This is a genomic window from Ramlibacter sp. MMS24-I3-19, from assembly GCF_050320135.1.
Classification (GTDB): domain Bacteria; phylum Pseudomonadota; class Gammaproteobacteria; order Burkholderiales; family Burkholderiaceae_C; genus Ramlibacter.
Genome location: NZ_CP190017.1, coordinates 2,521,911 through 2,546,275 on the forward strand (window position 1 = coordinate 2,521,911; position 24,365 = coordinate 2,546,275).

At 69.7% G+C, this 24,365-nt stretch carries 25 protein-coding genes and 3 pseudogenes; 15 read left to right on the plus strand and 13 right to left on the minus strand.

What is annotated here, in order from left to right; all coding sequences use genetic code 11:
* Nucleotides 1-38: 38 nt before the first annotated feature.
* Nucleotides 39-620 carry a glycine zipper 2TM domain-containing protein gene (locus ACPWT1_RS12660; protein ID WP_427911538.1) on the plus strand — a complete coding sequence of 194 codons (582 nt, stop codon included), beginning with the start codon at nucleotides 39-41 and terminating at the stop codon, nucleotides 618-620.
* A gap of 159 nt (nucleotides 621-779) precedes the next feature.
* Here ACPWT1_RS12660 and ACPWT1_RS12665 read toward each other — a convergent pair whose 3' ends face one another.
* Entirely contained in the window at nucleotides 780-1,298 is a 519-nt protein-coding gene (locus ACPWT1_RS12665) for an FKBP-type peptidyl-prolyl cis-trans isomerase (RefSeq protein ID WP_427911539.1), read from the minus strand.
* Between the two features lie 32 nt (nucleotides 1,299-1,330).
* Here ACPWT1_RS12665 and ACPWT1_RS12670 point away from each other — a divergent pair, with 32 nt between their 5' ends.
* The 3 genes from ACPWT1_RS12670 (at nucleotide 1,331) to ACPWT1_RS12680 (ending at nucleotide 3,347) form a co-directional block, all read left to right on the plus strand.
* Nucleotides 1,331-2,458, plus strand: a complete 1,128-nt coding sequence (locus ACPWT1_RS12670; protein ID WP_427911540.1) for a JmjC domain-containing protein — start codon at nucleotides 1,331-1,333, stop codon at nucleotides 2,456-2,458.
* On the plus strand, nucleotides 2,455-2,946 hold the full coding sequence (locus ACPWT1_RS12675) for a hypothetical protein (RefSeq protein WP_427911541.1): 492 nt from the start codon (nucleotides 2,455-2,457) through the stop codon (nucleotides 2,944-2,946). The genes ACPWT1_RS12670 and ACPWT1_RS12675 overlap by 4 nt, the downstream gene beginning before the upstream one ends.
* Nucleotides 2,947-3,104: 158 nt before the next feature.
* Nucleotides 3,105-3,347: a hypothetical protein gene (locus tag ACPWT1_RS12680; protein WP_427911542.1), complete on the plus strand. Its 243-nt coding sequence runs from the start codon at nucleotides 3,105-3,107 to the stop codon at nucleotides 3,345-3,347.
* A gap of 80 nt (nucleotides 3,348-3,427) precedes the next feature.
* Here ACPWT1_RS12680 and ACPWT1_RS12685 read toward each other — a convergent pair whose 3' ends face one another.
* From ACPWT1_RS12685 to ACPWT1_RS12720, 8 genes and pseudogenes are all read right to left on the minus strand, one after another.
* A complete protein-coding gene (locus ACPWT1_RS12685; protein ID WP_427915552.1) occupies nucleotides 3,428-4,201 on the minus strand; it encodes an MBL fold metallo-hydrolase in 774 nt (257 codons plus the stop codon).
* 43 nt (nucleotides 4,202-4,244) lie between these two features.
* Nucleotides 4,245-5,327 (minus strand): outer membrane protein assembly factor BamC, encoded by a 1,083-nt coding sequence (gene bamC / locus ACPWT1_RS12690; RefSeq protein ID WP_427915553.1) that lies wholly within the window; start codon nucleotides 5,325-5,327, stop codon nucleotides 4,245-4,247.
* A 25-nt stretch (nucleotides 5,328-5,352) separates the two neighbouring features.
* The gene (gene dapA, locus ACPWT1_RS12695; RefSeq protein WP_427911543.1) at nucleotides 5,353-6,240 is read right to left on the minus strand and encodes a 4-hydroxy-tetrahydrodipicolinate synthase; all 888 of its coding nucleotides are present in this window, start codon (nucleotides 6,238-6,240) and stop codon (nucleotides 5,353-5,355) included.
* 31 nt (nucleotides 6,241-6,271) lie between these two features.
* Entirely contained in the window at nucleotides 6,272-6,817 is a 546-nt protein-coding gene (locus tag ACPWT1_RS12700) for a class I SAM-dependent methyltransferase (protein ID WP_427911544.1), read from the minus strand.
* Nucleotides 6,814-7,143: a hypothetical protein gene (locus tag ACPWT1_RS12705; protein ID WP_427915636.1), complete on the minus strand. Its 330-nt coding sequence runs from the start codon at nucleotides 7,141-7,143 to the stop codon at nucleotides 6,814-6,816. The genes ACPWT1_RS12700 and ACPWT1_RS12705 overlap by 4 nt, the downstream gene beginning before the upstream one ends.
* A gap of 227 nt (nucleotides 7,144-7,370) precedes the next feature.
* Nucleotides 7,371-7,631, minus strand: a pseudogene (locus tag ACPWT1_RS12710) (SDR family NAD(P)-dependent oxidoreductase); the annotation flags it as partial.
* Nucleotides 7,632-7,673: 42 nt separating this feature from the next.
* A complete protein-coding gene (locus ACPWT1_RS12715; RefSeq protein WP_427911545.1) occupies nucleotides 7,674-7,805 on the minus strand; it encodes a hypothetical protein in 132 nt (43 codons plus the stop codon).
* A pseudogene (locus ACPWT1_RS12720) lies at nucleotides 7,802-9,012 on the minus strand (MFS transporter). The gene ACPWT1_RS12715 and the pseudogene ACPWT1_RS12720 overlap by 4 nt, the downstream one beginning before the upstream one ends.
* Before the next feature lie 158 nt (nucleotides 9,013-9,170).
* Here ACPWT1_RS12720 and ACPWT1_RS12725 point away from each other — a divergent pair.
* The 5 genes from ACPWT1_RS12725 to ACPWT1_RS12745 are packed head-to-tail and all read left to right on the plus strand — an operon-like array spanning nucleotide 9,171 to nucleotide 15,237.
* On the plus strand, nucleotides 9,171-11,138 hold the full coding sequence (locus tag ACPWT1_RS12725; RefSeq protein WP_427911546.1) for a DNA topoisomerase IV subunit B: 1,968 nt from the start codon (nucleotides 9,171-9,173) through the stop codon (nucleotides 11,136-11,138).
* An 8-nt stretch (nucleotides 11,139-11,146) separates the two neighbouring features.
* Nucleotides 11,147-11,701: a GNAT family N-acetyltransferase gene (locus ACPWT1_RS12730; RefSeq protein ID WP_427911547.1), complete on the plus strand. Its 555-nt coding sequence runs from the start codon at nucleotides 11,147-11,149 to the stop codon at nucleotides 11,699-11,701.
* On the plus strand, nucleotides 11,698-12,501 hold the full coding sequence (locus tag ACPWT1_RS12735; RefSeq protein WP_427911548.1) for a lytic transglycosylase domain-containing protein: 804 nt from the start codon (nucleotides 11,698-11,700) through the stop codon (nucleotides 12,499-12,501). Before ACPWT1_RS12730 ends, ACPWT1_RS12735 begins: the two co-directional genes overlap by 4 nt.
* A 7-nt stretch (nucleotides 12,502-12,508) precedes the next feature.
* Nucleotides 12,509-14,866: a DNA topoisomerase IV subunit A gene (gene parC / locus ACPWT1_RS12740; protein WP_427911549.1), complete on the plus strand. Its 2,358-nt coding sequence runs from the start codon at nucleotides 12,509-12,511 to the stop codon at nucleotides 14,864-14,866.
* 5 nt (nucleotides 14,867-14,871) lie between these two features.
* Complete coding sequence (locus ACPWT1_RS12745) at nucleotides 14,872-15,237, plus strand: hypothetical protein (protein WP_427911550.1); 366 nt, start codon at nucleotides 14,872-14,874, stop codon at nucleotides 15,235-15,237.
* Between the two features lie 37 nt (nucleotides 15,238-15,274).
* On the opposite strand, the gene ACPWT1_RS12750 is transcribed toward ACPWT1_RS12745, so the two are convergent.
* Complete coding sequence (locus tag ACPWT1_RS12750) at nucleotides 15,275-16,426, minus strand: mandelate racemase/muconate lactonizing enzyme family protein (protein ID WP_427911551.1); 1,152 nt, start codon at nucleotides 16,424-16,426, stop codon at nucleotides 15,275-15,277.
* Nucleotides 16,423-17,220 (minus strand): GntR family transcriptional regulator, encoded by a 798-nt coding sequence (locus ACPWT1_RS12755; RefSeq protein WP_427911552.1) that lies wholly within the window; start codon nucleotides 17,218-17,220, stop codon nucleotides 16,423-16,425. The genes ACPWT1_RS12750 and ACPWT1_RS12755 overlap by 4 nt, the downstream gene beginning before the upstream one ends.
* Before the next feature lie 120 nt (nucleotides 17,221-17,340).
* On the opposite strand from ACPWT1_RS12755, the gene ACPWT1_RS12760 reads away from it, so the two are divergent.
* From ACPWT1_RS12760 to ACPWT1_RS12785, 6 genes and pseudogenes are all read left to right on the plus strand, one after another.
* Complete coding sequence (locus tag ACPWT1_RS12760; protein ID WP_427911553.1) at nucleotides 17,341-18,159, plus strand: ABC transporter permease; 819 nt, start codon at nucleotides 17,341-17,343, stop codon at nucleotides 18,157-18,159.
* Entirely contained in the window at nucleotides 18,156-19,007 is an 852-nt protein-coding gene (locus tag ACPWT1_RS12765; protein ID WP_427911554.1) for an ABC transporter ATP-binding protein, read from the plus strand. The genes ACPWT1_RS12760 and ACPWT1_RS12765 overlap by 4 nt, the downstream gene beginning before the upstream one ends.
* 35 nt (nucleotides 19,008-19,042) lie before the next feature.
* The gene (locus tag ACPWT1_RS12770; RefSeq protein ID WP_427911555.1) at nucleotides 19,043-20,041 is read left to right on the plus strand and encodes an ABC transporter substrate-binding protein; all 999 of its coding nucleotides are present in this window, start codon (nucleotides 19,043-19,045) and stop codon (nucleotides 20,039-20,041) included.
* Nucleotides 20,038-21,653: pseudogene (locus tag ACPWT1_RS12775) on the plus strand (GMC family oxidoreductase). The gene ACPWT1_RS12770 and the pseudogene ACPWT1_RS12775 overlap by 4 nt, the downstream one beginning before the upstream one ends.
* Nucleotides 21,654-21,702: 49 nt before the next feature.
* Nucleotides 21,703-22,113, plus strand: a complete 411-nt coding sequence (locus ACPWT1_RS12780; protein WP_427911556.1) for a PaaI family thioesterase — start codon at nucleotides 21,703-21,705, stop codon at nucleotides 22,111-22,113.
* 30 nt (nucleotides 22,114-22,143) lie between these two features.
* Nucleotides 22,144-22,788, plus strand: a complete 645-nt coding sequence (locus tag ACPWT1_RS12785) for a glutathione S-transferase family protein (RefSeq protein WP_427911557.1) — start codon at nucleotides 22,144-22,146, stop codon at nucleotides 22,786-22,788.
* A gap of 187 nt (nucleotides 22,789-22,975) precedes the next feature.
* On the opposite strand, the gene ACPWT1_RS12790 is transcribed toward ACPWT1_RS12785, so the two are convergent.
* Both ACPWT1_RS12790 and ACPWT1_RS12795 read right to left on the minus strand, forming a co-directional pair.
* Nucleotides 22,976-23,431, minus strand: coding sequence for a RidA family protein (locus ACPWT1_RS12790; RefSeq protein WP_427911558.1), 456 nt, complete (start codon nucleotides 23,429-23,431; stop codon nucleotides 22,976-22,978).
* Nucleotides 23,428-24,360, minus strand: coding sequence for a transglutaminase family protein (locus ACPWT1_RS12795; RefSeq protein WP_427911559.1), 933 nt, complete (start codon nucleotides 24,358-24,360; stop codon nucleotides 23,428-23,430). Before ACPWT1_RS12795 ends, ACPWT1_RS12790 begins: the two co-directional genes overlap by 4 nt.
* Nucleotides 24,361-24,365 lie beyond the last annotated feature (5 nt).

Sequence of the window (24,365 nt, forward strand, 5' to 3'; positions counted from 1 at the left end):
TCGCGGTGCGTCCGCGTTCCCATTCGAAGGAGATTTCCATGCACTCGTCCAAGCGTTTCACGACCGTCGCCGCCGCGGCTTCGCTGGCTGCCCTGCTGGCCGCCTGCGGCAGCAATCCCACCCAGCCGGTGGCGAGCTCCTATCCGAGCTCTTCGTACCCGACGACTTCGGGCTATCCGACCACGACGTATCCGTCCGCTTCCGCCGGCACCAGCGTGCAGAACGCACCGATGGCCGCGGTGGAAACGGGCCGCGTGACCGACATCCAGACCGTGCAGATGGGCGCGACCAGCGCCACCAACCCGAGCACCAGCCGTGCCGTGGTCGGCGGCATCATCGGCGCCGTGGTCGGCAGCGTGGTCGGCAAGAACATCGACAACGGCCACAGCCGTGCCGGAGCCACCGTGCTGGGCGCGGGCGCCGGCGCAGCGATCGGCCATCGCTCGGGCCAGAACGCCGAAGCCAATGCGGCCGCGTCGGGCGCCGGTGGTCCGGCCTATCGCGTGACGGTGCAGACCGACCAGGGTGCGTGGCGCACGTTCGAAGTGGGCGCGCTCGGCGACCTGCACGTGGGCGACCGCGTGCGCGTCGAGAACAACGTGATCTACCGGCAGGGTTGATCGGCTGCGGCGGGTGATACCGCCGCTGAATGCGGACTCCCAAACGCAGAGGGCGCAGAGGGCGCAGAGGTTCGCAGAGGACACAGAAGACTTCCTTGTCTGGAGTCTTCTGCGTCCTCTGCGTTCACTCCGCGTTCTCTGCGTTTGGGAGTTCGGTCTTCAGTGCAGTGACGTGCTGCCAGGTCCCTGCGGGTGCACCTTGAAGAAGCCCGTGCCGGACGTGCCGCGGCCGATCTCTTCCTCGGTGGCCTCGCGCACCGCCTCGACCTTCAGGTGCAGGCGCAGCGCGATGCCGGCGAGCGGATGGTTGCCGTCGACGACCACGTGCTCGGGATAGATCTCCGTCACGGTGTAGAGCACGTCGCGCGGCGCCTCCGGATTGCTGCCTTCGGGCAGGCCCTCGAAGGTCATGCCTTCCTCGAGGTCGGCTGGAAACCGCGTGCGCGGCTCCAGGAACACCAGCTGGTCGTCGTAGTCGCCGAAGGCCTCCTCCGGCTCCAGGTGCAGGTCGAGCTTGTCGCCCGGCTCGTGGCCCTGCAGGGCCTCTTCGATCTTGGCCAGCAGGTCATGGCCGCCGACCACGAACTCCACCGGCTCGTCGAGCACGTCCAGGGTCTCGCCGAGCGTGTCCTTCAGCGTCCAGGTCAGCGCGACCACGCATTGGGGGGTGACTTCCATAAGGGAGAATTGTCGCAGTTCACCCCTGGTCCATGGACATCGACGCGCCCCTTCCGCTGCTCGGCGGCCTCAGCCCTTCCCAGTTCATGCAGCGCCACTGGCAACGCAAGCCGCTGCTGGTGCGCGGCGCCATCCCCGGCGTGCGGCCGCCGCTGCCGCGCGCCGAGCTGTTCGCGCTCGCAGGGCAGGACGGCGTCGAGTCGCGCCTGGTCATCCAGGGATCGAAGGGCTGGCAGATGCGCCGCGGCCCCTTCGCCCGTCGTGCGCTGCCACCGCTGACCCAGCCGGGCTGGACCCTGCTGGTGCAGGGCCTGGACCTGCATGCGGAGGCGGCGCACGCGCTGTTGCAGCAATTCCGCTTCGTGCCCGAGGCACGCCTCGACGACCTGATGGTGAGCCACGCCACCGACGGTGGCGGCGTCGGGCCGCACTTCGACAGCTACGACGTGTTCCTGCTGCAGGTGCAGGGCCGGCGGCGCTGGCGCTACGGGCGGCAGAAGGACCTCACGCTGCGCGAGGGCGTGCCGCTGAAGATCCTCGAGCGCTTCGAGCCGCAGCACGACGAAGTGCTCGAGCCCGGCGACATGCTGTACCTGCCGCCGCGCTATGCGCACGACGGCATCGCCGAAGGCGAATGCCAGACCTGCTCGATCGGGTTCCGCTCGCCTTCGCGCGGCGAGCTCGCGCGCGACCTGCTGCAGCGCATCTCCGACGCGGCCGGCGAGGACGACGATCCCCGCGTCCTGTATGGCGATGCGGGGCAGCAGGCGGTCCGTGCGCCGGGCGAGATCCCGCCATCGCTGCAGCAGTTCGCGCAGGAGGCGCTGGAGCGCGCACTGGCGGACCGGGACGGCCTTCCGCGCGCACTCGGCGAGTCGCTCACCGAGCCCAAGGCCAACGTCTGGTTCGAGCCGGGCCGCGCGCCGCGGCGCGGCGAGGGCGTGGTGCTCGATCGGCGCACGCGCATGCTCTATGACGCGCGCCATGTGTTCATCAATGGCGAGAGCTGGCGGGCCGGCGGGGCCGATGCACGCCTGATGCGAAAGCTGGCCGATGCGCGTCGCCTCACGGCGGACGAACTCGCGCGCGCCAGCGATGCAGCTCGCGAATTGCTCGCCGCGTGGTGCGATGCCGGTTGGGCCCACGGGGCGGCCGCATGAACGCCGCGCAACTGCCGCAGGGGCGATTCGAAGGCCGCGAAGCTTTCGGGCAGATGGTGCGCGACGCGCTGGCCTGCGCCGCCGCCGAGGGTTGGCGCGAACTCATCCTGTGCGATGCCAGCTTCGCCGACTGGCCGCTGGGTGAGCGCGCCGTGGCCGAGTCGCTGCAGGCCTGGTCCGCCAGCGGCCGCCGCTGCATCCTGCTGGCGCGTCGCTACGACGACGTCCGTCGGCTGCACTCGCGCTTCGTCGCCTGGCGGCAGACCTGGTCGCACATCATCGAGGCTCGCGGGTGCGCGTCCGCCGACCCGCTGGAACTGCCCAGCGCAATCTGGTCACCGGCGTGGGCGATGCGGCGGCTCGACCTGGAGCACAGCCACGGCGTGGCAGGTTGCGAGCCGGAGCGGCGCGTGGCCGTCCGGGAGCTCCTCGATGGATGGCTGCAGAAGAGCGGGCCAGCCTTCCCGGCTTCCACACTGGGCTTGTGAGACGTGACATGCAGCCCGATACCGTGTCGGGAAGCCCATGAAAACCCCTATAATTTCCGGCTGAGCAGAGGAATCTTGCGTCCCTCGCTGTTCAGCCACGCAGCCATGCAGGCGCGCGGCAATTTCCGGAAATTTGATCACCCCTTGAGGAATCCGAAATGAAGAAATCGCTCGTCCTGGCGACCCTGATGGCTGCAGTCGCCCTGGCTGCCTGCGGCAAGAAGGAAGAAGCCGCGCCCGCCCCGGCTCCCGCTGCTGCTCCGGCTCCCGCCGCTGCTCCCGCTGCTTCCGGCACCGCCGACGCGTCGTCCAACGCCGCTTCCGCTGCTGCTGCCGCCGCGACCTCGTCCACCGACGCCGCTTCCGCTGCCGCTCCGGCTGCTTCGGCTGCTTCCAAGTAAACGGGTCCCCGTTTCTGGAAACGAGCCGCCTTCGGGCGGCTTTTTCTTGGGCGGCGCGAGGTGCGACGCCGGCGCTCGCCTCAGGCCGTGAGCCAGGCGCTACCGGTGGGACCGTCGGCGACGTGGATGTCCAGGCCGTCGCCGAGCGCATCGACCAGCGCCGCCCGCGCGAGATCGGGACGGTTGTTCTGCTCGCTCAGGTGCGCGGCCACCACCTGCCGCAGGCCGCGCGGCCGGATAGTGGCTGCGATCGCTGCCGCTTCCTCGTTGGCCAGGTGGCCCCAGTCCCCGCCGACGCGCTTCTTCAGGAACCAGGGGTACGGGCCATCCTCGAGCATCGCGCGGTCATGGTTGCATTCGAGCAGCAGGGTGGCGCAACCCGCCAGGCGGTCCAGCACGTGCTGCGTCGCATGGCCCAGGTCGGTGAGCACGCCCAGTGTCACGGCGCCATCCGTGCACGTGAGCTGCAGCGGCTCGCGCGCATCGTGTGGCACCGTGAAGGGATCGACGCGCAGGTTGCGGATCTCGATCGGCGCCGAATCGCACGCGATGCGCAGCAGCCCGTCGAAGTCCGGCTGGCCCAGCCCGATCCAGGTGCCTTCGGACATCCACACCGGCAGCCGCTCGCGCAGCGCGAGCTGGCGCGCGCAGCCGATGTGGTCGGCATGTTCGTGCGTGATGAACAGGGCGTCCAACTGCTCGGCCAGCATGCCGGCCTCGGCCAGGCGCTTGTCCAGCGCGCGGATGCCCAGGCCGCAGTCGACGAGCAGGTGCGTCACCCCGCCGTCGCCGCACACCTGCACCACCGTGGCATTGCCGGTGCTGCCGCTGCCGAGACTCTTGAAACGAATCAGACGATAACAAGGCCTGCGGCCTTGTCCTTGTGTCGCTGCGCGGCTATTGGAGATCGTCCGCGATGACCTGCACGATGCGCTTGGCATTGTCCGACGTCTCGGGCGAGCCTTGCGAGTTCAGCACCGCCACGGTGCTGGTGTCGCCCTGGCTCTTGACGCTGATGCGGTACTTGACGGGCGCCGAGGGCTGGTCGCGCGAGAACAGCTTGCTGAAGAAGCCGTGCTCGTCCTTGTTCTGGTTCGGCGGTACGTAGCGCACGAAGTACGTGCCCTGGCTGCGGTCGCGGTCCTCGACGGTGAAGCCCGTGCGGTCCAGCGCCAGGCCGACGCGGCGCCACGCACGGTCGAAGCCTTCGTCGATCTGCACCACCGGTGCGTTGTCGACATTGGCGACGCGCGACGTGGGCTTGACCGCGCCCGCGGCCACCAGCGCCTTCGACTGCTCCTGCGGCACGCCGAGCTTGACCATCATGCGGCGCAGGAACTCGGCCTCCAGCTCGGGGTCGGCCGGGCGCGGCTGCCACACGACCTGGTCCTTCTGGTTGTTCGGCGAGGCATAGACCTCCTGCATGCCGCGGTGCGAGATGTAGATCTCGGTGCCGCCGCTGGGCGTGCGCTCGAGGCGCGTGCGGAAGCGGTCGCGCTCGGAGGTGGAGTAGACCGAATCCAGCAGCTTGCCCAGCGAGTTGCGGATGAAGTCCTGCGGGATCTTGGCGCGGTTCTCGGCCCAGTCGGTCTCCATGATGCCGAGATTCGGCTGGTCGAGCACCAGCTGGAAACCGTTCTCCTGCCAGAAGTCGCGCAGCGGGCCCCACAGCTGGTCGGCCGGCCGGTTGACCACGAGCCAGCGCTTCTGGCCGTCACGCTCGATGCGCACGTCGCCGACGGTGGTGGCCGCGGTGGGCAGCGTGGGCGCGGACTGCCCCACCTGGTAGCTGCTGGCGGTGACAGGACCGCCGGGGATCTGGTAGCGCGAGTCGCGCGAGAGCTGCGTCAGGTCGGGCGGCACGTCGAGCGCGGCGCCCTTGGTGGCGCTCTTGTAGTCGATCTTCTCGCCTTCGAGCATCGAGCAGGCCGCCAGGGCGGCGCAGGCCGCGGCCAGCGCGCCCAACTTTGCAATACGCATCACGTTCATTCCGTCATTGTCCTCATCAGCCCAGCACGCCCGCCGACCGCATCGCGGCCTCGACCTGCGCATGGAACGCCGGCGTGAGCGGGGTCATGGGCAGCCGCAGCGCGGGGCCGCACAGGCCCATCTTCGCCATCGCCCACTTCACGGGAATCGGGTTGGCTTCCACGAACAGGTGGCGATGCAGCGGCATCAGCCGGTTCTGGATCGCCATCGCCTTGCGCGCGTCGCCCGCGATGGCCGCGACGCACAGCTCGTGCATCGCGCGCGGGGCCACGTTGGCCGTGACGCTCACGTTGCCGTGGCCGCCGCACAGCATCAATGCCACGGCGGTGGGATCGTCGCCGGAGTAGATCGAGAAGTTCTTCGGCGCATCGCGCAGCAGCCACTGGGCGCGCTCGATGTTCCCCGTCGCTTCCTTGATGCCCACGATGCCGGGCACCTGGGCCAGACGCAGCACCGTGTCGTGCTGCATGTCCGCGACCGTGCGGCCGGGGACGTTGTACAGCACCATCGGCAGGTCGCCCACCGCTTCGGCAATGGCCTGGAAGTGCCGGTACTGGCCTTCCTGCGTGGGCTTGTTGTAGTAGGGCACGACCTGCAGCTGGCAGTCGGCGCCGACCTTCTTCGCGAAGCGGGCGAGTTCGATGGCCTCGGCGGTGGAATTGGCGCCGCAGCCGGCCATGATGGGCACGCGGCGGTTGGCCTGTTCCACCGACACCCGGATGATTTCCTGGTGCTCCTCGACGTTCACGGTCGGTGATTCGCCGGTGGTGCCGACGACGCCGATGCAGTCGGTGCCCTCGGCGATGTGCCAGTCGATCAGCCGGCGCAGCGCGGGATAGTCCACGCTGCCGTCGTCGTGCATCGGCGTGGCCAGGGCCACGATGCTGCCTGTGATGGGGGTCATGCCGGTGTGCTCGCGAAAGGGCGGATTCTACCTAGAGCGTGTAGCGAGCCCTTCCGTTCCCGGAAGGCGCGCGGATGGCCGCGATGCGCTGCACGTACCGCTCGGGCGCGTCGAGGAATCCGTCCTCGTACGCCACCACGCGCAGGCCGGCGCACAGGGTCAGCAGTTCGCCGTGGCGCAGCAGGAAATCGGGCCGCGAGGGTTTGCCGACCGTCTCGTTGCCCTCGGCAAAGGTCTCGTACAGCAGCACGCCGCCTTCGGCCACGCTGGCCAGCAGCTGGGCGAAGAGCGGCCGCCACAGGTAGTTGGTGACGACGAGGCCGGCGAAGGCCTCGCCAGCGAGGGGCCACGGCCCGTTCTCGATGTCCGCCGTGATGGCCCGGCCGAGCGGCTGCACTGCCGCCGCGGCTTCCGGATCGCGGTCGATGCCAGTCACCGGATGCCCGCGCTGCGCGAACCACCGCATGTGCCGACCGTGCCCGCACGCCACGTCCAGCACCTGGCCGCCGGCCGGCACCAGGTGCGACCAGCGCCGCACCCAGTCCGAAGGCTCCTGCGTGCCGTGCGGAGCTGTCATGGCGTGCGCGGCGCGGTGGACATCACGGCCAGCGCCATGTCGTCGACCTTGCCGGGTGCGATGAGCTTGAGGAAGCGGCCCAGCTTGCCGCGGGTGGTCATCACCACGTCGCGCCGCCGCTCGTCCAGGCCGTCCAGGATCAGCCGCGCGCATTCCTCCACCGGCATCGCGTCGTCCTCGTTCAGCGCCGGTGCGTTGCCGGGCCGTCCCTGCGCATTCCAGCGGTGGTGCTTGATGCCGGTGGCCACCACGCCGGGATAGGCGACGGTAACGGCCACGCCCGAGGGCTTGAGCTCGGCGCGCAGGGCTTCGAAGGGTGCACGCATGCCGCCCTGCCCCACCTGAAGGCGGTGCGCGGCCAGATCGCGTCGCCGTGTCCTCGCTGGCCGGCCTGGTGGGCCTGCCCGGCCGCACGGCATACAGCGCGACCAAGTTCGCCATGGGCGGCTTCCAGACGGCGCCCCAGAGGTTGACCGCCATGAGGGTCCTGGTACCAGTGCAGGTCCTCGGCCGTCACGTCCTCGAAGAGGGCATGCGCGGACACGCCGGCGTTGTTGACGAGGCAATCCAGCCCGCCGAACTGGTGGACGGCCGTGTCGACCAGTTCGCGGCAGTCCGCCTCACGCGCGACGTCGGTGGGCACCGCCAGGGCGGCCGCGCCCTGCGCCTCGCACTGCGCGGCGACATCGACCAGCTTGTCCCGGCTGCGGGCCGCCAGCACCAGCGCCGCGTTGCCACGATGGCGCCTCGCGATCTGGCGCGCCAGTTCGGCACCGATGCCGTCGGATGCACCGGTGATCACGTAGATCTTCATTGCTGTTTCTCTCCTCGCGCGACCGGACCCGGCGCGGCTCGCTCAGCGGAAGCAGGCCCAGAACTGGTCGGCGAGCATGACCATCACGCCCGGTCGCGTGTAGAGGGCAAACACTGCCGCGAGCACGCCGGCGACGGCGATCCAGCCAACCAGCCTGCCGGTCCGCGGGCTCATGCTGGCTGGGGTGCGTGGCGCGCGATCGGCGCCTCGCGCACGGGCAGGTTCACGAGGGCGGCGAACACGCCCAGCGCGATGGCGATGTACCAGACGATGTCGTAGCTGCCGGTGCGGTCGTACAGCAAGCCGCCCAGCCACACGCCAATGAACGAGCCGATCTGGTGGCTGAAGAAGACGAAGCCGCCCAGCATCGACAGGTGGGCCACGCCGAAGATCTGCGCGACGGTGGCATTGGTCGGCGGCACCGTCGACAGCCACAGCAGGCCCATCACGCCGGCGAACACGTACACCGACAGCGGCGAGAGCGGTGCCCACAGGAAGACGGCGATCGCCAGCGCGCGGGCGATGTAGATGAAGGCGAGGATCTTGCGCTTGGCCAGCTTCTGGCCCAGCGTGCCGGCGATGTAGGTGCCGAACACGTTGAACAGGCCGATCAGCGCCAGCGCGTAGCTGGCCACCTGCGGGGACAGGCCCTTGTCCTTCAGGTAGCTGGGCATGTGCACGCCGATGAACACCACCTGGAAGCCGCAGACGAAGTAGCCCGCCATCAGCAGCTGGAAGCTGGGGTACTTGAAGGCCTCGCGCAGCGCCTGGGCGATGGTCTGCTCGCGCCGAGGTGGCGGCCGGCGGCGAAGCCCGGCTCGCGCAGCCCGGCGGCCAGCGGCATGACCAGCAGCACGGCGCCCGCGAGTGCCAGCAGCGCCTGCTGCCAGCCGACCCCGGAGATCAGGAAGCCTTCGACCGGCACCATCAGGAACTGGCCGAAGGAACCGGCGGCCGCCGCCACGCCCATCGCCCATGACCGCTTCGCCGGATCGATCTGCCGGCCGATCACGCCGTAGACCACCGCGTAGGTGGTGCCCGCCTGCGCGGCGCCGATCAGAACGCCCGCCGTCAGCGAGAACAGCGGCGCGTTCGGCGACAGCGCCATGCCCGCAAGACCCAGCGCGTACAGCAGCGCGCCGACCACCAGCACCCGGAACGCGCCGAAGCGATCGGCCAGCATGCCGGCGAAGATGCCGAAGAAGCCCCAGGCCAGGTTCTGGATCGCGAGCGCGAAGGCGAAGGTCTCGCGCGTCCAGCCCTGGGCCTGCGTGATCGGCTGCAGCCACAGGCCGAAGCCGTGGCGGATGCCCATGGACAGGGTGACGATGGCGGCGCCGCAGGCAAGGACCTGGCGCATCGAGAGGCGGGCGGGCTGCATGCCGGCGACTGTAGCGAAAGGCCGTGGCGGGCTTCCGACGATCCGCGCGCGTCCCCATGAGAAATAAGTCCGGCATTCATGAGGTCCTGGCATCAATGCCCGCTGAACTGGATGTCCGTCCAGTGGCTGCCGGGGCCCGCCACTACAATCCGCCTCCCATGGCAACCCGACCCTCCACCGAGTACTCCGAAGGCTCGATCCGCGTGCTCAAGGGCCTCGAGCCCGTCAAGCAGCGGCCGGGCATGTACACGCGCACCGACAACCCGCTGCACATCCTGCAGGAGGTGCTGGACAACGCCGCGGACGAGGCGCTCGCCGGCCACGGAAAGCGCATCAAGGTCACGCTGCACGGGGACGGTTCCACCAGCATCGAGGACGACGGCCGCGGCATCCCGTTCGGCCTGCACCCCGAGGAGAAGGCGCCCGTCATCGAGCTGGTGTTCACGCGCCTGCACGCCGGCGGCAAGTTCGACAAGGGCAAGGGCGGCGCCTACAGCTTCTCCGGCGGCCTGCACGGCGTGGGCGTGTCCGTCACCAACGCGCTGGCCAAGCGGATGGAAGTCACCACGCATCGCGAGGGCCAGGTGGCCACGCTGGTGTTCTCCGGCGGCGACGTCACTGAGCCGCTCAGGATCCGCAAGGCCGCCGAGGGCGATCGGCGCTCGGGAACCACCGTGCGCGTGTGGCCCGACCCGAAGTACTTCGAGTCCAGCCAGCTGCCGATGACCGAGCTGGCGCACCTGCTGCGCAGCAAGGCCGTGCTGATGCCCGGCGTCACGGTGTCGCTGGTCAACGAGAAGAGCAAGGAAACGCAGAGCTGGCAGTACAAGGGCGGCCTGCGCGACTACCTGCTGCAGACGCTCACCGCCGACCCGGTGATCCCGATGTTCGAGGGCGAGGGCTTCGCCGAGACGAGCGAGACGTTCGCCGAAGGCGAAGGCGCCGCGTGGTGCGTCGCCTTCACGGAGGACGGCGCGCCGGTGCGCGAGAGCTACGTCAACCTGATTCCCACCAGCGCCGGTGGCACCCACGACAGCGGCCTGCGCGACGGGCTGTTCAACGCGGTCAAGAGCTTCATCGAGCTGCATTCGCTGCTGCCCAAAGGCGTGAAGCTGCTGCCCGAGGACGTGTTCGCCCGTGCCTCGTACGTGCTCTCGGCGAAGGTGCTGGACCCGCAGTTCCAGGGCCAGATCAAGGAGCGGCTGAACTCGCGCGACGCGGTGCGGCTGGTTTCCAGCTTCGTGCGTCCGGCGCTGGAGCTGTGGCTGAACCAGCACGTCGAGTACGGCAAGAAGCTGGCCGAGCTGGCCATCAAGGCGGCCCAGACGCGGCAGAAGGCCGGCCAGAAGGTCGAGAAGCGCAAGGGCTCCGGCGTCGCCGTGCTGCCCGGCAAGCTCACCGATTGCGAGAGCCGCGACACCAGCCACAACGAGGTGTTCCTGGTCGAGGGCGACTCGGCCGGCGGCAGCGCCAAGATGGGCCGCGACAAGGAATGCCAGGCCATCCTGCCCTTGCGCGGCAAGGTGCTGAACACCTGGGAGGTCGAGCGCGATCGCCTGTTCGCCAACACCGAGATCCACGACATCGCGGTGGCCATCGGTGTCGATCCGCACGGGCCGAACGACGAAGTGGATCTCTCGGGCCTGCGCTACGGCAAGGTGTGCATCCTCTCCGATGCCGACGTCGACGGCTCGCACATCCAGGTGCTGCTGCTGACGCTGTTCTTCCGCCACTTCCCCAAGCTGATCGAGACCGGTCATGTCTACGTGGCGCGGCCGCCGCTGTTCCGCGTCGACACGCCGGCGCGCGGCAAGAAGCCGGCCGGCAAGCAGTACGCGCTGGACGAGGGAGAGCTCACCCACATCCTCGACAAGCTGCGCAAGGAAGGCGTCAAGGACAACGCCTGGAGCATCAGCCGCTTCAAGGGCCTGGGCGAGATGAGCGCCGAGCAGCTCTGGGAGACCACGCTGAACCCCGACACGCGCCGCCTGCTGCCCGTGCAGCTGGGCAAGTTCGACTTCACCGGCACCGAGAGCCTGATCACCAAGCTGATGGGCAAGGGCGAAGCCGCGGCGCGCCGCGAGCTGATGGAACTGCACGGCGACGCGGTCGAGATCGACATCTGAGTCCGAGCATGCAGCCGGCCGTGCCCACGCCCGCTCCCAAGGCCCCGGCCCGTGCCCGCCTGCGTCCCACGATGCAGAGCGACCTGGATTTCGTGCTCACGCTCGAGCGCGATCCGGCCAACCTGCCCTACATCACGCCCTGGGAACGCACTCAGCACGAGGCGGCGATCCGCTTCCCGGACTTCCGCCACTTCATCATCGAAGGCGGCGACGACTTCGCGGCGGCCGGCTTCCTGATCCTGGTGGGCTGCAAGAGTCCCAACCAGTCGCTGGAACTCAAGCGCATGGTGGTGCAGCACAAGGGCCAGGGCTTCGGCCGCGCGGCCTTGCGCCTCGCCAGGAAGATCGCGTTCGACGACCTGGGCGCGCACCGCTTCTGGCTCGACGTGCGCACCCACAACACGCGCGCCCGCGGGCTGTACGAGAGCGAGGGCTTCGTGCTCGAGGGCACCTTGCGCGAGGCCGTCCGCGGCACCGGCGGCTTCGATTCGCTCGCCGTGCTGTCGATGCTGCACGACGAGTTCGAGGCGCGCCGCGCCCGCGCGCAGGAGCTGCCGCGGTGAAGCGCGGGCTCGTCGCCATGGTTGCCCTGGCCCTCGCGGCCATGGCCGGCGGCGCGCGGGCCGAGGTCTGGGGCTACGTCGACGACAAGGGCGCAGCGCACTTCGCCAGCGAGAAGATCGACGAGCGCTACGTGCTGTTCTACCGCGGCGGCGAGAGCTTCGACACCAGCGAGGGCCTGCCCGATCGCACGCCGCGCGCGGTCGCCGTGCCCACCTCGTCGTCGGCCCGGCTGCTGGCGTTCTTCGAGGTCTCGCCCGGCTACAAGCAGGTCAAGCACCACATCCGCGAGGCGTCGCGGACCCACGGCATCGACTACGAACTGCTGCAGGCCCTGATCGCCACCGAATCCGGCTTCGATCCCACCGCCGTGTCGCCGCGCGGTGCCGTCGGCCTGATGCAGGTGATGCCCGCGACGGCGCAGCGCTATGGCGTCCAGGCCGACCGCAAGACCAGCATCGACGTGAAGCTGGCCGATCCGGCCACCAACATCCGCGCCGGCTCGCGCTACCTGCGGTACCTGCTGAACCTGTACCCGGGGCAGGTGGAGCTGGCGCTGGCGGCCTACAACGCAGGCGAGGGCGCGGTGCAGCGCGCCGGCAACCGCATCCCCAGCTACCGCGAAACCCAGGACTACGTGAAGACGGTGCTGCAGCTGTACGCGATGCTGAAGCCGCCCCCGATGACGGCGCCGCAGCGCGTGCACGTCGAACTCTCCGGCGGCGCCATCGGCCGCGGCAACCTGCCTGCCGATCCGGCGAATGCGGCCAGCGCGCCCGTCGCGGCCGCAGCGACTCCCTGACATCTCCATGGACGACCAAGACGAATTGATCACCCCCGCCGACGGCGGCGAGGACACGCAACTGGACCTGGCCACCTACGCGCAGCGGGCCTACCTGGAATACGCGCTCAGCGTCGTGAAGGGCCGGGCCCTGCCCGACGTGTGCGACGGCCAGAAGCCGGTGCAGCGCCGTATCCTGTATTCGATGTGGCGCATGGGCCTGGGCTTCGGCGGCGGCGCCGGTGCCAAGCCGGTCAAGAGCGCGCGCGTCGTCGGCGACGTGCTGGGCCGCTTCCATCCGCACGGCGACCAGGCCGCGTACGACGCGCTGGTGCGCATGGCGCAGGACTTCGCGCAGCGCTACCCGCTGATCGACGGCCAGGGCAACTTCGGCAGCCGCGACGGGGACGGCGCGGCGGCGATGCGCTACACCGAGGCGCGCCTGGCCAGGATCACCAACCTGCTGCTGGAGGAGATCGACGAGGGCACGGTCGATTTCGCGCCCAACTACGACGGCAGCACGCAGGAACCGCTGCAGCTGCCCGCGCGCCTGCCGTTCGCGCTGCTCAATGGCGCCAGCGGCATCGCGGTGGGATTGGCCACCGAGATCCCGAGCCACAACCTGCGCGAGGTGGCTGACGCCTGCGTGGCGCTGGTGAAGAACGCCAAGACCACCGACGACGAGCTGCTCGCGCTGGTGCCGGGGCCGGACTATCCCGGCGGCGGCCAGATCATCAGCAGCAGTGCCGACATCGCCGATGCCTATCGCACCGGCCGCGGTTCGCTCAAGGTGCGCGCGCGCTGGAAGATCGAGGAGCTGGCGCGCGGCCAGTGGCAGCTGGTCGTCAACGAGCTGCCGCCTGGCGTGAGTTCGCAGCGCGTGCTGGAGGAGATCGAGGAGCTCACCAACCCCAAGGTCAAGGCCGGCAAGAAGGCGCTGCTGCAGGAGCAGCTGCAGCTGAAGCAGACCGTGCTGTCGGTGCTGGACGCCGTGCGCGACGAGTCGAGCAAGGACGCCGCCGTGCGCCTGGTGTTCGAGCCCAAGACCAGCCGCATCGAGCAGCAGGAGCTGATCACCACGCTGCTGGCGCACACCAGCCTGGAGACCTCGGTCCCCATCAACCTCACGATGGTGGGCCTGGATGGGCGCCCGGTGCAGAAGTCGCTGCGCCAGATGCTCACCGAGTGGATCGAGTTCCGCCAGCGCACCATCGAGCGGCGCTCGCGGCACCGCCTGGACAAGGTTCTGGACCGCATCCACATCCTCGAGGGCCGGCAGCTGGTGCTGCTGAACATCGACGAGGTGATCGCCATCATCCGCGCCAGCGACGAGCCCAGGCAGGCACTGATCGACCGCTTCCGCCTCTCGGAGCGGCAGGCCGAGGACATCCTGGAAATCCGGCTGCGCCAACTGGCCCGGCTCGAGGCGATCAAGATCGAGCAGGAGCTGAAGTCCCTGCGCGAGGAGCAGAAGAAGCTCGAGGAGATCCTGGGCAGCCCGGCGGCGCTGCGCCGGCTGATGGTCAAGGAGATCGAGCAGGACGCCAAGACGTTCGCCGATGCGCGCCGCACGCTCATCCAGGCCGAGAAGCGCGCCGTCGCCGAAGTGCGCGTCGTCGACGAGCCCGTCACCGTGGTCGTCTCGCAGAAGGGCTGGGTGCGTGCACGCCAGGGCCACGGGCATGAGGCGGGCAGCTTCGCGTTCAAGGCCGGCGACGGCCTGTACGGCACCTTCGAATGCCGCACCGTCGACACGCTGCTCGCGTTCGGCAGCAACGGTCGCATCTATTCGATCCCGGTCGCCACGCTGCCGGGCGCGCGCGGCGACGGCCAACCCGTCACGACGTACATCGACCTCGAAGCGGGCACGCAGCTGGTCCACTACTTCGCCGGTGCGGCCAACGCCTGGCTGCTGCTGGCCAACAGTGCGGGCTACGGCTTCCTCGCGACCGTCGACAACATGATGTCGCGCCAGCGCGGCGGCAAGTCGTTCATCAGTTGCGCGCCGGGCGAGATGATCTGCAAGCCGTCGCCGGCCAACGTGCCCGCGCCCGCCGGTGCCGTGCCCGGTGGCCTGCACCTGCCGGCCACGCACGTCGCGGCGGTCGCGTCCGATCGCCGCATCCTGACGTTCCCCATCGGCGAACTGCGGCAGCAGCCCAACGGCGGCCGCGGCCTGCTGCTGCTGGCGCTGGAGAAGAAGGAGACCCTCGCGGGCGCCGCGGCCTACACGCGCAGCGTCGTCATCCGCGGCATGTTCCGCGGCAAGGAGCGCGAGGAAGTGCTGGAGATCCGCTCGCTGAACAACGCGGCCGGCGCGCGCGGCAGCAAGGGCAAGGCGGGCAACTTCACGTTCGACCCGGCGTCGATCGACCGCGTGGAGTAGCCGCCGTGCAGCTCGTGTTCGCCGATTCCGAGGTGGCGGGCATCGAGGTGCAGGGCGATGCGCTGCAGGTTCGCTTTTCCGCGGCCGCCGTGAGCGGCGGGCCGGACGGCGACGGCTACCTGCCGGGGCTGGCGCTCACGCTGCACGGCGCGCGCTGGCAGGGCGATGCGGCGGCGTGCTTCGGCCGGCTGGTCGCGGGCACGCTGTCGGACGCGGTGTCACGACTGTCGCGCATCGAGCTGCCGTTCGACGGCCCGGGTCCCTGGCGCGTCGACCTGACCTTCTCGCACGGGCGGCAGCTCATGGTGCAGGCGCGGCACGTCACCGCGATCCCGGGCGCTGCTCCGTTCCAGCCTTCGTACGCCTGCTGATACCGTCCCGCCGCAAGGGCCGCCGGGGCGATGGGGGTCAGCAGCCCCGCGCGGCGATCTCCGCGACGTGTCGGAGGTCCGGCTGCACGCCGATGCCTGGAGCGCTTCCCAGGCGCGCGGTGCCATCGGCGATCGAGGTCAGCGGCCCTGCCAGCTCGGTACGCAGGGGATTGGGGTTGGCGTCGATCTCCAGCAGCCCGTCACCGCCTGCCGCCGCCAGCACGTGTGCCGAGGCCAGCAGCCCGATGCCGCCGCCCAGGAAGTGCGGGCAGTAGCGCAGGCCGGCCTGCATGCCCCGCTCGATGACGGGCCAGCATCCCGAAATGCCGCCCCACTTGGCCAGGTCCGGCTGGAGCACGGCGAAGGCACGCGCGTCGATGGCGGCCTCGAACGCCGGCCAACCCAGCACGTTCTCGCCGCCGGCGAGCGGGATGCCGGTGGCGCGTGCCAGCTGCTGCCATTCGGCCCACGGCCGGTCGGCGCGGAGCGGCTCTTCCAGCCACGCGAGGCCGAATCCTCCGATGCGGTCCACCATGCGGCGGGCTTCGTCCAGCGACCAGCCCTGGTTGGCATCCACCATCAGTGGCACGCCAGGGCCGAGCATCTCGCGCAGCGTGGCGAGGTTGCGCAGGTCGCGCGCTTCGCCGAAGCCGACCTTCAGCTTGAAGGCGCGGTAGCCCTCGGCCCGCCGCGCCGCCACCACGTCCTCCGGGCCGTCGGGATTGATGCCACTGGCGTACACGGTGACCGCGTCGCCCCGTCCGCCGAGGTGGCGCCACAGCGGCTGCCCCGCGCGCCGCGCGCAGAGGTCCCACAGCGCGAGGTCGATGCCTGCGATGGCCTGCGCCATCGGCCCGTATTCGCCGGACTGGATGGCCAGCACGGCGGTGCGTTCGGTCAGCCAGTCGAAGGCTTCGGCCGGGCCGGTGAAGGAGCGCCCCACAGCCAGCGGCGCCATCACGGTCTGCAGCAGCCGGGCGCGGTGCTCGGCGCCGCAGGACGGGAAGTTGCACCAGATCTCGCCCCAGCCCACCGCGCCGTCGACGTCCTCCGCGCGCACGTACACGGCCGGACGATCATGCATGGTGCCGAAGGAGGTGCGCACCGGCGTCGCGATGGGGCAGCGGAACACAAATGCCTCGAGCCGCGCGAGCTGCAACGGGGCGGCGGGGAGGGGCGCGAGGTTCACGGCTTGAGGTCCATTTCGAGTCGGATGGCGTCGCCACGGTAGGTGACCTCGGCCAGATAGATCACGGTGCCGCCCGCGTCCTTGAAGACGCGGCGCACCTCGGCCACCGGCGCATTCATCGGCAGCTCCAGCAGGCCGGCCACCTCCATGTCCGCGCTGGCGATGGTCAGCACCTGATGGGCATCGGCGATACGCAGCCCCTTCATCGCGGTCAGCAGCGGGATGACCGTCCTGGCGCGGAAGGCGGCCGGCGACTTGCGGAAGATGCGCTCGTCCAGCCAGATGTTGATCACGCAGTACGGGCGGCCACCGCGCGAGTGCACGCGGCGCATGAAGGCGTACGACGGCGCCGCCTGGCCCTCGCCCTCGGCAAGCGGCGCCGAGCCCACCGACTCGTCGATGTTGACCACCTTGGGCTGGGTGTCCTCGTAGACCCTCGCGAGCTCGTCGAGCGTGGTCACCACGTTGATGATGCGGTCGCGGCTGGGGGACCCGGTGACGAAGGTGCCGCGGCCTTGCTGCGGCGACACCAGTCCTTCGCGTGCCAGCAGGTCGATGGCCTGGCGCACGGTGACGCGCGCCACGCCGAACTCGCCGGTGAGTTCCTCCAGCGAGGGCAGCCGGTGGTCCCGCGGCCAAGTGCCCCGCGCGATGCGCTGGCGCATGAGGTCGGCCAGTTGCAGGTAGCGCGGCACCGGGCTTTCCAGGAAGCGGGCGGCGGCCGGGCTGCTGCCCGTGCGCGCGCTGGCACGGCCGCGGCGGGCAGCGGCGGCGTCGGCGCGCGGTGCTGGCACGGTCCGCTGCATCGTCAGGGTAAGAACCGGGTTGTGTTCACTGGCCGCAATGGTACTATGTATGGAACGTTAGGACAACAGGTCGACAGGACCTGCCAACCCAGGGTTCCACGCTTCGCAATGACGTCCGCCGCTTCCGCCGACACCCCCGTGGCCGCTCCCGCGTCCCCTCCGCGCACGCGCCGCATCCTGGGCCGCGTGGCCCTGGTCCTCGCGCCGTGGCTGTTCATCCTGCTGCTCTGGTATGCCGTGCGCGCCAGCGGCCTGATCAGCCCGGCCCTGGTGCCGGCACCGCACGCGGTGCTGGCCAAGTTCATCGAGCTGTCGAAGGGACGGCTCCCCGCCGACATCTGGATGTCGACCCAGCGCGTGTTCCTGGGCGTCTCCCTGGGCGTGCTGCTGGCCGTGCCGGTGGGCTTCTGCCTCGGCTGGTACAGGGGCCTGCGCGGCTTCATCGACCCCGTGATCAACTTCTTCCGGGCGCTGCCGCCGATCGCACTGATCCCGCTGGTGATCGTGTACTTCGGCATCGGCGAGGCGGCCAAGACAGTGATCCTGTTCTACGCATCGTTCTTCGCCGGCGTGATCGTCATGTACGAGGGCATCGCCCAGATCAGCCCGATCTTCATCAAGGTGGCGCGCACGCTGGGCGCCAGCGACGTCGAGATCTTCGGCAAGGTGATCGTGCCGCTGACCATCCCGCACATCCTCACCGCGGTTCGGGTCGCCCTGGGCGTGGCCTGGGCCACGCTGGTGGCCTCGGAGCTGATCGCCGCGCAGCAGGGGCTGGGCGCTCTGATCCAGGACGCCTCGGCCTTCTTCCAGCTGGACACCATCTACGTCGGCATCATCTGCATCGGCTTCATCGCGCTGGCGATGGACCTGGCGTTGCGTGCCGCCACCCGCCGCCTCGTGGCCTGGCAGGACCGACTCGCATGAACGCAGCCACGCTCTCCGCCGCACCGGCGGCCCGACCCGCCATCGCGCCGGTTCGCATCAGCTTCGATCGCGTCTCGGTCGACTTCCCCACCTCGCACGGCCCCATGCGCGTGCTGGACGACGTGTCGTTCGAGATCCGCAACGGCGAGTTCGTCTCGATCATCGGGCCCTCGGGCTGCGGCAAGACCACGATGATGAACATCGTGGGCGGCTTCGTGCAGCCGACCCAGGGCCGCGTGCTGCTGGACGGCAAGCCGGTCGCGGGACCTGGTCCCGACCGCGGCGTCATCTTCCAGGAGTACGGCGTCTTTCCCTGGCTGACGGTGCGGCAGAACATCGCGTTCGGTCTCAAGCTCGCGGCCAGCAAGGTGCCGGCGGCGCAGCGCGAGGACACCGTCGCGCGCTACATGAAGCTGATGGGCCTGTCGGACTTCGCCAACCACTTCCCCAAGCACCTGTCCGGCGGCATGCGCCAGCGGCTGGCCATCGCGCGCGCCTACGCCGTGCGCCCGCAGTTCCTGCTGATGGACGAGCCGTTCGGCGCGCTCGACGCGCAGACCCGCTCGGCGATGCAGGACCTCCTGCTGCAGGTGCTGCAGAGCGAGGACAAGACGGTGATGCTGATCACGCACTCGGTGGAGGAGGCGATCTACCTGTCCTCGCGCATCGTCGTCGTCACGGCGCGGCCGGCCCGCATCCGCACCATCATCGACGTGCCGTTCGGCTACCCACGCGCGGAGAACGTGCACGAGGACCCGCGCTTCGGCGAACTGCGCGCCCACATCCGCGACCTGGTGATGCAGGAGTACGCCGCCCAGGCCCGGCAGACCGTGCGGCTGTCCGACTGACCGCAACCTTCCCCTTTCCACACGAGGAGACAACGATGGCCCTTCAACGCAGGCAACTGATTCGCGCGGCCGCCGCCGCATCGCTGGGCGCCGCGGCGCTGCCCACCTTCGCGCAGGCGCGCACCAAGGTCAAGGTCGGCTACCTGCACACGCCGGCGGTGGACGGGCACATCTACATCGGCCAGCAGATCGGCAGCTATGCCAAGCAGGGCCTCGAGCTGGAACTGGTGAAGTTCACCACCGGGCTGGAACTGTTCCAGGCCATGATCGGCGGCAGCCTCGACATGCTGGCCACCGGCGCCGTGCTGTCCAACTTCCCTGCGCGCGGCCAGGGCAAGGCCTTCCTGATGAACAACATCGAGTACGCCACCGCGCAGCTGTGGGTGCGCGAGGACTCCGGCATCAAGAGCCTGGCCGACCTCAAGGGCAAGCAGGTCTCCACCACCACGGGTACCACGGCGCACGTGTTCCTGGATCGCGCCCTGCGCAACAACAACGTCGACCCGAAGGACGTGAAGGTCGTGAACCAGCGCATGACCGAGGCCGTCAGCTCGTTCATCTCGGGCGCCGTGCCGGCGGTGGCGCTGTGGGTGCCGTTCGACTCCGTCATCCGCAAGCAGCTGCCGACGGCGCGCAAGCTGATCGACGCGTCGTCGTTCTTCCCGCAGGCCGCGATCATGGGCGGCTGGGCCGCGCGCAACGACTTCTACGAGAAGAACCAGCCGGTCATCAAGAAGCTGATCGCGGGCTGGGCCGAGGCCAACACGATGATCACCGGCAAGCCCGACGAGGCCGCCGCGATGCTGCAGAAGGCGCAGTACCAGGACGTGCCGCTGCCCGACTTCAAGGAGCAGTTCAAGGCGTCCAAGTACTACACGAACGCCGAGTGGCACCAGCGATACCAGGATGGCACGGTCACCAAGTGGCTGCAGCAGGTGACCGACTTCTTCGTCGCCACCGGCGGCATCCAGAACCCGGTGAAGGCCTCGGAATACTTCGACCCGAAGCCGTTCCTGGAGACCGTCAAGGCATGACCGTGGGCGGCGCCGGCGACGGCGGGTACGACTACATCGTGATCGGCGCCGGCTCGGCCGGCTGCGTGCTGGCCAACCGCCTGAGCGCCGATCCCCGGTGCCGGGTGCTGGTGCTGGAGGCCGGCGGCGAGGGCGGCAACTTCTGGCTGCGCCTTCCCATCGGCTATTTCCGCACCATCTACGACACCCGGTTCTCCTGGCAGTTTCCGCTGGAGCCGCAGGCGGCCACCGGCAACCGCCAGATCGTCTGGCCGCGCGGCAAGGTGCTGGGCGGCTCCAGTGCCATCAACGGCCTGCTGTACATCCGCGGCCAGCATGCCGACTTCGACGACTGGGCCCGCCTGGGTGCCACCGGTTGGAGCTACCGCGAGGTGCTGCCGTACTTCAGGAAATCGGAGCGCTACCAGGGCGGGGAGAACGAATTCCACGGCGCTTCGGGCGAGCTGTGCGTCTCCGACCTGCGCAACGACCATCCCTATTGCGAGGCGTGGATCGCGGCCGGCGTCGAGGCCGGCCATGGCGTGAACCCGGATTTCAACGGTGCGCGCACTGAAGGCCTCGGCGCCTACCAGCTCACCTTGCGCGGCCACTGGCGCTGCGATGCCGCCACCGCGTTCCTGGCGCCGGTGCGCCGGAGGGCCAACCTCACTGTGCGCACCGGCGTCCACGTGACGCGGGTGTTGGTGGACAAGGGCGTCGCCACCGGCGTCGAGTGGCTTCAGGACGGGCAACGTCGCAGCGCCCGCGCCGACGGCGAAGTGCTGCTGGCCGCGGGCGCGCTGCAGTCGCCGCAGGTGCTGCAGCTGTCGGGCATCGGGCCGGCCGACCTGCTGCGAAGCCACGGCCTGCCGGTGCACGTGGATGCGCCGGAGGTCGGCGCCAACCTGCAGGACCACTACCAGGCCCGCGTGATCGTGAAGCTGAAGCACCGGATGTCGCTGAACGACCAGGTGCGCAATCCGCTGGCACTGGCCACCATGGGCGCGCAGTGGCTGCTGCGTCAGCGCGGTCGCTGACGGTGGGCGCGGGCCAGGTCGGGGGCATGGTGTGCAGCGATCATGCCGAGGGCGGGCGGCCGGACGTGCTGTTCAACGTGATGCCGCTGTCGGTGGACAAGCCGGGCGACCCGCTGCACGCATTCTCGGGCTTCTCGGCCTCGGCGACGCAGTGCCGGCCGTTGTCGCGCGGCACGGTGCAGGTGCGCTCGGCCGATCCGATGGCGCCGCCGAGGATCGTCTCGAACTACCTCACCGATCCGCACGACGCCAAGGTGCTGGTCAGCGGGCTGAAGATGCTGCGCGAGATCTACCGCCAGCCCTCGTTCCGCGGCCTTGTGACGGATGACGAATATCTCCCCGGCAACGGCCTGCGCACGGACGCCGAGCTGGAGCAGTTCGCGCGCACCAAGGGTGGCACCGTGTTCCATCCCACCGGCACGTGCCGCATGGGTGGCGACGATCGCTCGGTGGTGGATGCGCAGCTGCGGGTGCGCGGGGTCGAGCGGTTGCGGGTGATCGACGCCTCCGTCATGCCGACCATGGTGTCCACCAACACCAACGCGGCGTCGATCATGATCGGCGAGAAGGGCGCCGCGCTCGTGGCCGGCAGCTGAGGGCTTTCCTGCAATGGGCCGCAAGCACGGCTGCGGCACACTTGCGGGCATGGCAACGAAGCAAGAGATCGCGAGCTTCATCGCGAAGGAATTCCCGCAGACGCGCGTGCAGGTCCTCGAGGCCGGCGGCATGTCGGCGACCGTGGCGCACGAGGTCGGCGCGAATGAGCTGCGTCCCGGCGGCACGGTGTCCGGTCCAGCGATGATGGCCACCGCCGACGTCGCGCTGTACGTGGCCATCCTCGCGGAGATCGGCATCGTGCCGCTGACGGTGACCACCAGCCTCAACTTCAACTTCATGCGCAAGCCGTCGGCCGACCGGCGCATCATCGGCGCCTGCAAGTTGCTGAAGCTGGGCCGCACGCTCGCGGTGGGCGAGGTGTCACTGTATTCCGAGGGCCTGCCCGAGATGGTGGCCCACGCGGTGGGGACGTACGCGATCCCGCCGAAGAGGTCCTAGTCCCGATCCAACCAATCCGAGGAGTTGCGCATGTACCACCTGCATGGTTTCTGCCAGTCCGGCAACACGTTCAAGGTCGCGTTCCTGCTGCGCGCGCTGAAGCAGCCGTTCGAGACGACCTTCGTCGACTACCTCCAGGGCGGCGAGAACCGCACGCCCGAGTGGCGCGCCACCGTCAACGAAATGGGCGAGGCGCCGGTGCTGGACGCCGACGGGCGCCGGCTCACGCAGTCGGGCGCCATCCTCACGTGGCTGGCCGACCGCCATGGCGCGTTCGGCGGTCGCGATGCGGACGAGCGCTTCGAGGTGCTGCGCTGGATCCTGTTCGACAACCACAAGTTCACCGGCTACTTCGCGCCGTACCGGTTCCTGAAGGCGTTCGCGCCCAAGCCGCCGGACCCGGCCGTCCACGCATGGTTGCGCGGCCGCCTCGACAACGCGTTCGGCATCGTCGACAAGCACCTGGCCGGCCGCGAATGGATGGTGGGCGACGCGCCGACGATCGCGGACTTCTCGCTGTCGGGATACCTGTTCTATCCGGTGGAGGAGAGCGGCTATCCGGTGGAGGGGCGCTATCCGAACATTGCCGCGTGGGTGCAGCGGCTGCGCGGGATCCCGGGCTGGGCGGATCCGTACGAGGTGCTGCCGGGGAAGAAGCTCGCGCCGAAGTGGTGATCTTGGGTGGTTGATCGGGGTGCGCGGCAGGCGGCGTCCGGCACCGTGCGTCTTCGGAGAGGGGCACTGACCGACCCTCAGGTGTCACTGCGGGCTTGACCCGCAATCCAGCGCCGCGGTCAATCAAGCCGCCGTTGCTGGATCCCGGGTCAAGCCCGGGATGACACCTCTGACCTTGCGGAGTGACTCAGCCCACTTCCGCGATCAGCTCGATCTCCACGCAAGCGCCCATCGGGATCTGCGCGACACCGAAGGCGCTGCGGGCATGCGCGCCCTTGGCTTCGAACACCTGCCCGAACAGCTCGCTCGCCCCATTGGTCACGAGGTGCTGCTCGGTGAAGTCGGGCGTGGAGTTCACCAGGCTCATGAGCTTCACGATGCGCTTGACGCGGCCGAGGTCGCCGACGGCGGCCTTGAGGGTGCCCATGAGATCGATCGCGATGGCACGTGCGGCGGCCTTGCCTTCCTCGGTCTGCATCGTCTTGCCCAGCTGCCCCACCCACGGCTTGCCGTCGCGCTTGGCGATGTGGCCCGAGAGGAAGACCAGGTTGCCCGTCTGCACGAATGGCACGTAGGCGGCCGCGGGCGTGGCCACGGGCGGCAGCGTGATGCCCAGTTGCTTGAGCTTGTCGTCGATGGTCATGCGTGCTCCTTGTCGTTCGGGTCGGCGATTGTAGGAGCCGCTTCGCCCTCGGGCAGCGGCGCCACCGTGACCGCGACATGCAGCGTGTGGCTGGCGCCGCCGTGGATCACGCCACGCAGCGGCGACACGTCGCCGTAGTCGCGGCCGATCGCGACGGTGACGTAGTCCTCGCCCGGCACGCGGTTGTTGGTCGGGTCGAGATCGATCCACATGCCGGGGCCGCGTTCCGCCGGCAGGTACACCGACACCCACGCATGCGAGGCGTCGCTGCCCACCAGTCGTGACTGTCCCGGCGGCGGCTCGGTGAGGAGATAGCCGCTCACGTACCGGCCGGGCAGGCCCAGGCTGCGCAGGCAGCCGAGCATCACGTGCGCGAAGTCCTGGCACACGCCCTGGCGCAAGGCGAGCGCTTCCAGCGCTGGCGTGCTGGCGTCGGTGGCCTGCGACGCGTAGGCGAAGTCCGCATGCACGCGCGACGCGAGCTCGCGTGCCGCTTCGTGCAGGGGTCGTCGCGCCCGGAAGCTGGGCCGCGCGTACTCGAGGAAATGCTGGTGCCGCGGCACATAGGGCGACGCGAACAGGAACGCGGCGGCCGGATCGTACTCGGCGCCGCGGTGGTAGCTCAGGCGCTCGCGCGCCTCCTCCCACGGCAGGCTGTCGTGCGGTGCAGTGGGCGCCGCGGTCGACACGATGCTGTCGGCCACCACGTGCAGCCGCTCGTGCGTGGACTGCAGCCCGAAGAAGCAGGCCGTGTTGCCGAACACGTCCACCGATTCGCTCCATTGCACCGGCTCGGGCGAGACGCGCAATGAATGCCGCACCAGGCGCTGGCCGAAGCGATCGGCGGGCTTGAGGTGCGCCACGTGCTGGGCCGTCTTCACCGCCGGCGCGTAGTCGTAGGTGGTGGCGTGGACGACGTGCAGCAGCATCGGGT